Source organism: Streptomyces mutabilis (assembly GCF_014649815.1).
GTDB classification, from domain to species: domain Bacteria; phylum Actinomycetota; class Actinomycetes; order Streptomycetales; family Streptomycetaceae; genus Streptomyces; species Streptomyces mutabilis.
The window spans coordinates 262,881-271,302 of the sequence record NZ_BMTT01000010.1 but is presented as its reverse complement, the minus strand read 5'-3'; the positions used below and the strand labels follow the sequence as shown (position 1 = coordinate 271,302).

General features: G+C 69.2%; 9 protein-coding genes and 2 pseudogenes. 3 read left to right on the top strand and 8 right to left on the bottom strand.

The window, feature by feature from the left end:
* Positions 1-123: 123 nt before the first annotated feature.
* Positions 124-969 carry a DedA family protein gene (locus IE142_RS21875; RefSeq protein WP_191887306.1) on the bottom strand — a complete coding sequence of 282 codons (846 nt, stop codon included), beginning with the start codon at positions 967-969 and terminating at the stop codon, positions 124-126.
* A 134-nt stretch (positions 970-1,103) separates the two neighbouring features.
* Between IE142_RS21875 and IE142_RS21870 the strand changes: the two genes are divergently transcribed.
* The gene (locus IE142_RS21870) at positions 1,104-1,469 is read left to right on the top strand and encodes a YbjQ family protein (protein WP_029394329.1); all 366 of its coding nucleotides are present in this window, start codon (positions 1,104-1,106) and stop codon (positions 1,467-1,469) included.
* Between the two features lie 21 nt (positions 1,470-1,490).
* Here the strand turns inward: IE142_RS21870 and IE142_RS21865 are convergent, their stop codons facing one another.
* Positions 1,491-2,252, bottom strand: coding sequence for a MerR family transcriptional regulator (locus IE142_RS21865; protein ID WP_191887305.1), 762 nt, complete (start codon positions 2,250-2,252; stop codon positions 1,491-1,493).
* A gap of 99 nt (positions 2,253-2,351) precedes the next feature.
* Between IE142_RS21865 and IE142_RS21860 the strand changes: the two are divergent.
* Positions 2,352-3,008: pseudogene (locus tag IE142_RS21860) on the top strand (hypothetical protein); the annotation flags it as partial.
* Between the two features lie 42 nt (positions 3,009-3,050).
* On the opposite strand, the pseudogene IE142_RS21855 reads toward IE142_RS21860, so the two are convergent.
* The 4 genes and pseudogenes from IE142_RS21855 to IE142_RS21840 all read right to left on the bottom strand — a co-directional run.
* Positions 3,051-3,395 (bottom strand): annotated as a pseudogene (locus IE142_RS21855) (ABC transporter permease); the annotation flags it as partial.
* 173 nt (positions 3,396-3,568) lie between these two features.
* A complete protein-coding gene (locus tag IE142_RS21850) occupies positions 3,569-4,186 on the bottom strand; it encodes a PadR family transcriptional regulator (RefSeq protein WP_191887304.1) in 618 nt (205 codons plus the stop codon).
* A gap of 70 nt (positions 4,187-4,256) precedes the next feature.
* Complete coding sequence (locus IE142_RS21845; protein WP_191887303.1) at positions 4,257-5,717, bottom strand: aldehyde dehydrogenase family protein; 1,461 nt, start codon at positions 5,715-5,717, stop codon at positions 4,257-4,259.
* 77 nt (positions 5,718-5,794) lie between these two features.
* A complete protein-coding gene (locus tag IE142_RS21840) occupies positions 5,795-6,631 on the bottom strand; it encodes a Sco1979 family transcriptional regulator (RefSeq protein WP_494403303.1) in 837 nt (278 codons plus the stop codon).
* Positions 6,632-6,975: 344 nt separating this feature from the next.
* Here IE142_RS21840 and IE142_RS21835 point away from each other — a divergent pair, with 344 nt between their 5' ends.
* The gene (locus tag IE142_RS21835; RefSeq protein ID WP_191887302.1) at positions 6,976-7,497 is read left to right on the top strand and encodes an ATP-binding protein; all 522 of its coding nucleotides are present in this window, start codon (positions 6,976-6,978) and stop codon (positions 7,495-7,497) included.
* A 104-nt stretch (positions 7,498-7,601) separates the two neighbouring features.
* On the opposite strand, the gene IE142_RS21830 is transcribed toward IE142_RS21835, so the two are convergent.
* Together IE142_RS21830 and rpsR are read right to left on the bottom strand one after the other, a co-directional pair.
* Entirely contained in the window at positions 7,602-7,880 is a 279-nt protein-coding gene (locus IE142_RS21830) for a DUF397 domain-containing protein (protein ID WP_043371843.1), read from the bottom strand.
* 303 nt (positions 7,881-8,183) lie between these two features.
* Positions 8,184-8,417 carry a 30S ribosomal protein S18 gene (gene rpsR / locus IE142_RS21825; protein ID WP_191887301.1) on the bottom strand — a complete coding sequence of 78 codons (234 nt, stop codon included), beginning with the start codon at positions 8,415-8,417 and terminating at the stop codon, positions 8,184-8,186.
* Positions 8,418-8,422 lie beyond the last annotated feature (5 nt).

Here is an 8,422-nt window from a genome sequence, read left to right as displayed (position 1 = left end):
CCCCACCATGTCCAGCACAACGAAACCGACCAGCTCAGGCAACGATTTCTAACTGGAGTACTAGGACACGCAGTGGGGGCGGGGCCGCTCTCGCGAGCCCCGCCCCCCCCACTCGGTTCCGTGTCAGTGCCCCTGGTTGTACGGCTGCTGGTAGCCCTGCGGATCGTACGGCTGCTGCGGGTACTGCTGGTACTGCTGGGCGTAGGGCTGCTGCTGCGGCTGCTGGTACTGCTGCGGCGGCTGCTCGTACGGGGCGACGCGGCGGAGCTGGGTCGTGGCGTCGTCCATCACCGGGTACGACGGCTGTGGCTGCTGGCCCTGGGGCGCCGGGGGCTGGACCGCCGGTGCCTGCTTCTTCTTCTTGCGCTCGCGCAGGTACTCGATGGCGATCGGGACGACCGAGAGGACGACGATCAGGACCAGGATGGGCTCGACGTTGGTCCGGATGAGTTCGATCTGCCCGAGCCAGTAGCCCGCCAGGGTGACGCCCGTGCCCCAGGCGATGCCGCCGATGACGTTGTACGTGAGGAACGTGCGGTACTGCATGCGGCCGGCGCCCGCCACGATGGGGGCGAAGGTGCGCACGATCGGCACGAAGCGGGCCAGGACGATCGCCTTGGGCCCGTACTTCTCCATGAACTCGTGGGCCTTGTCCAGGTTCTCCTGCTTGAAGAGCTTGGAGTTCGGGCGGTTGAAGAGCTTGGGGCCGAGGAACTTGCCGATCATGTACCCCACCTGGTCGCCGATGACGGCGGCCAGCACGATCAGGGTGCACACCAGCCACAGCGGCTGGCTGATGTACTCGCCCTGGGCGACGAAGAGGCCCGCGGTGAACAGCAGCGAGTCACCGGGCAGGAACGCGAAGAGTCCGGACTCGGCGAAGACGATGAGCAGGATGCCCGGCAGAGCGAAGGTCTCGATCAGGTAGTCCGGGCTCAGCCACTCGGGGCCGAGCGCAAGCGTGGTCACGGGAATGTGGCTCCTGCACTATGGGGCGGGCGGGGGCTGGCTGCCCAAACGTATCAACGCAGCCGTCCGGTTCCAGGTTCCACGGGACGGCTGGGGGTGCACTGCCCCCCCCCGCCCGGGGAAGCCTGAGAACCATGGGGATTGAAGAATACGGCGGCGGACAGGGCCCTCGGCCCGAGGTGCTCGTCGTGACCACGAACGACCTGCCGGGACATCGGGTGCAGGAGGTGCTCGGGGAGGTATTCGGTTTGACCGTGCGCTCCCGGCACCTGGGGAGCCAGATCGGCGCCGGGCTGAAGTCGCTGGTCGGCGGCGAGCTGCGCGGGCTCACCAAGACGCTGGTGGAGACCCGTAACCAGGCGATGGAGCGGCTGGTCGAGCAGGCACGCGCGCGGGGGGCCAACGCCGTGCTGGCCTTCCGCTTCGACGTGACGGAGGCGGCGGACGTGGGCACGGAGGTGTGCGCGTACGGGACGGCGGTGGTCGTGGCCCGGGAATGAGCCCCGGGCCACGACCACCGCTCAGGAGGTGTGCCGGACGGCGTTGGCGAGGATCGCGTCGCGCATGTAGGCGGCGAGACCGGGTTTGGCGGCGTCGATGTTTCGCGTGAAACGTTCGTCCGAGACGAACATCTCGCCCAGGCAGGTGTGCATCTCGTACCCGCAGTCGTAGTGGTTGCGGGTGATTCCCTGCCGGTGGTCCTCGGCGGCGTCCATGGCCGCCTCCGAGTCGGCGGGCTCTCCGGCCTCCATCAGCGCGACGAAGCGCCGGGTGAGTTCGTCGGCCTCGTTCTGGACGCGCTGCCAGTCCTCCTTGGTGTACGAGGCGGTCTTCTCCTTGGACTGGCGGTAGGCGTCGGTGTTTCCCCAGCGCTCCTGGACCTCCTCCTCGTACTGGTCGGGGTCGAAGTCGCCGAAGACCTCGAACTTCTCCTCGGGCGTGAGGTTGATGCCCATGCTGCGTGCCTCCATGGCGTGCTCCACGGCCGCCGCCATCTTCTCCAGCTTCTCGATCCGGGCGGTCAGCAACTCGTGCTGGCGGCGCAGGTGTGCGCGCGGATCCGCGTCCGGGTCGTCGAGCAGGACGGCGACCTCGTCGAGCGGGAAGCCCAGCTCCCGGTAGAACAGGATCTGCTGCAGCCGGTCGAGGTCGGCGTCGCTGTAGCGCCGGTGGCCCGCGTGGCTGCGCTCGCTCGGGACGAGCAGGCCGATGTCGTCGTAGTGGTGCAGGGCGCGCACCGTCACTCCGGCGAAGCCGGCCACCTGTCCCACGGAGTAGCTCACTTCCGCTCCCTTCTCTGACGCCCTCCACGCTGCCGCCTCACGCGACGTGAGGTGCAAGCCCGAGTGCGGGGTCCGGGACCCGGACCTACCGTCGGCTGCATGCCATTGCACCAGGGACCCCACGAGTCCCACGACGACGGCCGTGACCGGAGCCGGTTCGCCGTCAACCCGTTCCACGCGGTGACGAACCCGCTCGGCGGCATGACCGAGGCGCCGACCCACCGCCTCCCCGACTCCCCGCTGCCCCACCAGACGGCGTACCGGCTGGTCCACGACGAGCTGATGCTGGACGGCAGCGCGCGCCCAGCCGGGCCACCTTCGTCACCACCTGGATGGGGCCGCAGGCCGGGGTGCTGATGGCCGAGTGCCGGGACAAGAACTTGATCGACAAGGACGAGTACCCGCGCACCGCCGAGCTGGAGCGGCGCTGTGTGGCGATGCCCGCCGACCTCCGGCACGCGCCCGACCCGTCGGCGCCGCGGGCTGCCGGTGTTCGCCTTCACGACGGCCGACGACGTGACGTCGTACGACGTGTTCGACGTCTCCCGGCTGCGGGAGGGCGGCTGGCTGGTGCCCGCCTGCACCTTCCCGCCGCACCGCCAGGACCTGTCCGCGCTGCGTGTGGTGTACCGCAACGGCTTCTCGGCCGACGTGGCGGACCTGTTGGTGGAGGAGCTGGAGCGGCTGCTGCCCCAGTTGCGCCGGCAGCCGCACCCGCTGACCCGGGACAAGGGTGCGGCCACCGGTTGCCACCATCAGCGGCTGTCGTTCGGATCCCGCCGCAGACGGCTGCCCACAGCGGCTGAGCCGGGCGAACCGCCGCACCGCCAGCGGGAAGAACACCGCCACGAGGGCGAGCGGCCACCCGACCGCCGCCCACACGTGCCCCGCCTCGCCGCCGGGGCCGCCGAACAGGTCGCGTACGGCGGTGGCGGTGTGGGACACCGGGTTCCACCCGACGAGCGTGCCCAGCCAGCCCGGCATGGCGTCGGGGGTGGCGAAGGCGTTGGAGAGGAAGCCGACCGGCCAGACCAGTATCTGTACCGCCTGCACCGTCTCCGGCTTGCCGGCGACCGGGGCCAGGTGGATGCCGACCCACAGCATCGCGAACCGGAACAGCAGGAGCAGGCCCACCGCGCCCAGGGCTTGTCGCCGTACTTCTTGCGTGCGCCTTCGAGGGTGATCGCCGCGTCGGTCACTCGGCCTCCCTGATTAGTAAAACTTGACTACTAGCCCAGGGGAGGTATGCCCGTCGAGGGGGTTAGTCGAACTTGATCAGTCGACCGAGTTCGTCAGTCCCGGTCGCCGGGATGCCGCTATCCCGCGCCGTACGGGTTCTCCTCGCCCTCGCCGAGGACGCCGACGAACGGCTCGCCCTCCCCGGCGAAGGTGTACGCGCCGCCGCGGATGCGCTCGATCAGCGCGCGGGTCCACTCGGCGCCGGTGTCGGCTGAGTGCACCCAGAAGTGCATGATCTCGCCGATGTGACCGAGCTGCCCGGGCCCCTCCTCGGGCGTGTAGTACTCGGTGACGGACCTGCGCCACTCCTGGATGGCGAGGATCCGCTCCTCCAGCAGGCCGAGCACCTCCTCGCGCCCGAGGTCGACCATGAAACCGAGCCCGGCGGAGAGCACGTCGGGCTTCTGGTCGTACGCGGTGAGGGACTCCCGCAGCAGCGTGAAGTACTCCTCGGCACCCTGCGCGGTGATCTCGTACTCGGTGCGCGGCGGGCCGCCCGCGGTCGACGGAGCGATCTCGTGCGCGACCAGCAGGCCCTGCTTCGCCATCTGCTTCAGCGCGTGGTAGATCGAGCCGGGCTTGGCGTTGGACCACTCGTGCGCGCCCCAGTACTCCAGGTCGTTGCGCACCTGGTAGCCGTGGGCCCGCCCGTGCTGGCGCACCGCGCCGAGCACCAGGAGTCGGATCACTGACATGGCACCCAGCGTAGGCGGGAGCGGGGACGGGTCACGCCCCGGTCCCGCCCCCGCGCCGGACCGCCCGTACTCAGAACGGGAAGCCGCTCCGCCCGTGCTGCACCGAGATCCACTTCTGCGTGGTGAAGGCGTCCAGCATGGTGTCGCCGTTGAGGCGGCCGATGCCGGAGTGCTTCTCGCCGCCGAAGGGCACGATCGGCTCGTCGTGCACGGTGCCGTCGTTCACGTGGAACATGCCGGTGTCGATCCGCTTGGCGAAGTTGACGCCGCGCTCGGTGTTCCCCGTGTGCACAGCGCCGCTCAGGCCGTACGGGGTGTCGTTGACCAGACGTACGGCCTCCTCCTCGCCGTCGAAGGGGACGAGGAAGGCGACCGGGCCGAAGACCTCCTGCTTCAGCAGGGCGGAGTCGGCGGGCAGGCCGGTCAGGACCGACGGCTCGACCAGGTTGTCCGTGGTCGTGCCGCGCACCAGGGCGGTGGCACCCTCGGCCAGCGCCTGCTCGACGACAGCCGAGATCGCGTCCGCCTGCGAGGAGTTGATCACCGGGCCGATGACCGTCGAGGGGTCGCGCGGGTCGCCGGTCTTGAGGCCGGCCACCTTGGCGACGAACTTCTCGGTGAACTCGTCGGCGACCGAACGGTCGACCAGGACACGGTTGGCGGCCATGCAGACCTGCCCCTGGTGCACGAACCGGCTGAAGACGGCGGCGTCCACCGCGTAGTCGACGTCGGCGTCGTCGAGGACGACCAGGGCGCTGTTGCCGCCGAGTTCGAGGACCGAGCGCTTGAAGTTCGCGGCGCAGACGGTGGCCACGTGGCGGCCGACCTTGTCCGAGCCGGTGAAGGAGACGACCTTCGGGACCGGGTGCTCCAGGAAGGCGTCGCCGATCTCCGCGATGTCCGTGACGACGACGTTCAGCAGGCCGCCCGGCAGGCCGGCGTCCTCGAAGAGCTTGGCGACCAGGGTGCCGCCGACCACCGGAGTGTTCTGGTGCGGTTTGAGGACGACGCCGTTGCCGAGGGCGAGGGCCGGGGCGACCGACTTCAGGGAGAGCAGGAAGGGGAAGTTGAAGGGGCTGATGACGCCCACGACACCGACCGGCACCCGGTAGACGCGGTTCTCCTTGCCGTCGACCGGCGAGGGGATGATCCGGCCCTCGGGGCGCAGCGACAGGTGCACGGCCTCGCGCAGGAACTCCTTGGCGAGGTGCAGTTCGAAGGCCGCCTTCAGGCGGGTGCCGCCGAGCTCGGCGACGATCGCGTCACCGATCTCCGCCTCGTGGTCCTCGACCAGGCGCAGCACCTTCTCGAACACCGCGCGGCGGGCGTACGGGTTCGTCGCCGCCCAATGCTTCTGCGCGCGCTCGGCGGCCCGGTAGGCCTCGTCGACCTCGTCGACCGTGGCTATGGTGATCGAGGCCAGCTTCTCGTTGTCGTACGGGTTGAAGTCGATGATGTCCCAGGAGCCGGTGCCCGGTCGCCACTCGCCGTCGATGTACTGCTGGGCGAGGTCGGTGAAGTACGACGACATGTGATCCCTCAATCCCCATAGCTGCCGCCGCGTCCGCACGAGCAAGCGGCCTGATTGAGCGTCATCGTACTTATGTTTCAGGAGAGTTGGAGAAGACCTCGCAGAAGGTCCCGGCTCTCGTCCGGCCCCGGGCTGTCCTGCTGGAGTTCCTTCAGCGCGGTCTCGTACTGGGTGACGTCCTCGTGCTTGTCGAGGTACAGCGCGCTGGTGAGCTGCTCCAGGTACACGACGTCCGAGAGGTCGGACTCTGGGAAGCTGAGGATCGTGAACGCGCCGCTCTCGCCGGAGTGCCCGCCGAAGCCGAACGGCATGACCTGGAGGCGGATGTTGGGGCGTTCGGACATCTCGATGAGGTGCTGGAGCTGCCCGCGCATCACCTCGCGGTCGCCGTAGGGACGGCGCAGCGCGGCCTCGTCCAGGACGATGTGGAACTCGGGCGCGTTCTCGGCGACGAGGTGCTTCTGCCGCTCCAGGCGCAGGGCCACCCGGCGTTCGACGTCCGCCTCGCCGGCGCCCTTCATGCCGCGCCGGACGACCGCGCGGGCGTACTCCGCGGTCTGCAGCAGGCCGTGCACGAACTGCACCTCGTAGACCCGGATCAGCGAGGCGGCACCCTCCAGGCCCACATAGGTGGGGAACCAGCTGGGCAGCACGTCGGAGTAACTGTGCCACCAGCCCGCGACGTTGGCCTCCTTGGCCAGCGAGAGCAGGGAGTTGCGCTCCTGCTCGTCCGTGATGCCGTACAGCGTCAGCAGGTCCTCGACGTCCCTCGTCTTGAAGCTCACCCGGCCCAGCTCCATCCGGCTGATCTTCGACTCGGAGGCGCGGATCGAGTAGCCCGCCGCCTCCCGCGTGATCCCCCGCGTCTCACGCAATCGCCTGAGTTGTGATCCGAGCAGCATGCGCCGCACCACCGATCCGGGCTCTCCCGCGCTCACCTTCGCCAGCCTCCCCAACCGTCTCCAGGGGCGAAGTCTGCCACTAAAACACTCCGAGCAGTACTCGCCCGGTTACGGAAACGGAAGGGAGCCCAAGGGAACGCGCAGATCATGCACGGAACCACCGGGAACCGGCCGCGAGACGGGATGAAGGGCAGGCGAAGATGACGGAAAAATTGACCAACAAGCGGTACGGGCAGGCCCATTTCGGTCGCGTGCACGTGCATCTGCCCTTGCATCTGCGGTACGCATCGGAAACCATGGTCCCGCACCACCGCGCCGCATCGCTACGGACCGCGAATTTCGGGGGAGTGCCTCGCATGGGGACGAATGGATCGACCATGCTCGAGCCGTTACGGCAGGGCCTTCCGCCACTCGACCCCGCGGCCGTGTCCAACGCCGCCTCCTGCGCCCTCCCGCCGCGCTTCGAGGCGGTGCGCGAGGCCAGGAAGTTCACCCGCAGAACGCTCGACGGCTGGGGCATGAGCGACCGCTTCGACGACGTCTGCCTCGTGGTCTCCGAACTCGTCACCAACGCCTTGCGCCACGCGCTGCCCGCCGACACGCCGCGTACGTCCGAACACAACGGCCCGGTCCGGCTGCACCTGATGCGCTGGCCCGAGCGGCTGGTGTGCGCGGTGCGCGACCCCAGTCACGACAGCCCGGTGGCGCGCGAGACGGACGACTTCTCGGCGGAGTCGGGCCGGGGCCTGTTCCTCGTCGACTCCTTCAGCGACAGCTGGGGCTGGCACCCGCTCGCCGGCACGCTCGACGGCAAGGTGGTCTGGGCCCTGTTCCGGCTCGGGCGGCCCGACGGGGGGACCGGCCCGGCCTACGAGTGACGACGGACCGCGGCGCCTTCACGTGCCGCGGTTCTCCGCGTGTCGGCCGGCGGCCGGGCCGTGTCGGCTCGCGACCGGGACAGGTCAGCCGGCGACCGCACGTGTCAGCCGGCGACCAAGTGGTCGAACTCGCCGTCCTTGACGCCCAGCAGCATGGCCTCGATCTCGGCGCGCGTGTAGACGAGCGCGGGCCCGTCGGGGAAGCGGGAGTTGCGCACCGCCACCGCGCCGTCGGGCAGCCGCGCGAACTCCACGCACGACCCCTGCGAGTTGCTGTGCCGGCTCTTCTGCCAGGCCACGTCGTGCAACTGCGTGGCTGCCATGCCGTTGTACACGCCGGACGCGTCGTCAGCGGCGTACACGTCGTACACGTCGTGGTCCACAGGTCGCTCCCCGGTGGTGCACTGGCTGATGTGGCCATTGATGCAGTGGTCAACTGATCTGGATCATAACCCGCTCACGTGCGAATGCATCAGCAAATGCACGTGCACGCGCGGTGCTCCCGCGGTTACGGCTTCGACGACCGCTTGACCGAGTCCCGCACTCTTTGACGCCCGCTCCGAAGAACTCGTTCCCGCGTATGCCCCCGGATACGAAGAACATGCAACAACATGCAACGAAACCAGGGGCCCGCTCCGACGAGCGGGCCCCTGTGATACGGCGCCGGTAACGGCTCGCGACGCAGGTCAGCGCGTTGAGTACGGCAGCAGCGCCATCTCCCGGGCGTTCTTGATCGCCCGGGCCAGTTGCCGCTGCTGCTGGGACGTCACGCGGGTGACCCGGCGGCTGCGGATCTTGCCGCGGTCGGAGACGAACTTCCGCAACAGGTCGGTGTCCTTGTAGTCGATGTACGTCACTCCGGCCCGGTCCAGCGGATTGGGCCGCTGCTTGGCGGGCTTGCGGTCGTTCTTGCGGGGCATGGGCT

What these genes read in the sequence shown, in the direction of transcription:
- IE142_RS21870 (WP_029394329.1), top strand. Translation starts at nt 1,104, where the DNA reads ATGGGGATTGAAGAATACGGCGGCGGACAGGGCCCTCGGCCCGAGGTG.
- IE142_RS21850 (WP_191887304.1), bottom strand. Translation starts at nt 4,186, where the DNA reads ATGTCAGTGATCCGACTCCTGGTGCTCGGCGCGGTGCGCCAGCACGGG.
- IE142_RS21845 (WP_191887303.1), bottom strand. Translation starts at nt 5,717, where the DNA reads ATGTCGTCGTACTTCACCGACCTCGCCCAGCAGTACATCGACGGCGAG.
- IE142_RS21835 (WP_191887302.1), top strand. Translation starts at nt 6,976, where the DNA reads ATGGGGACGAATGGATCGACCATGCTCGAGCCGTTACGGCAGGGCCTT.
- rpsR (WP_191887301.1), bottom strand. Translation starts at nt 8,417, where the DNA reads ATGCCCCGCAAGAACGACCGCAAGCCCGCCAAGCAGCGGCCCAATCCG.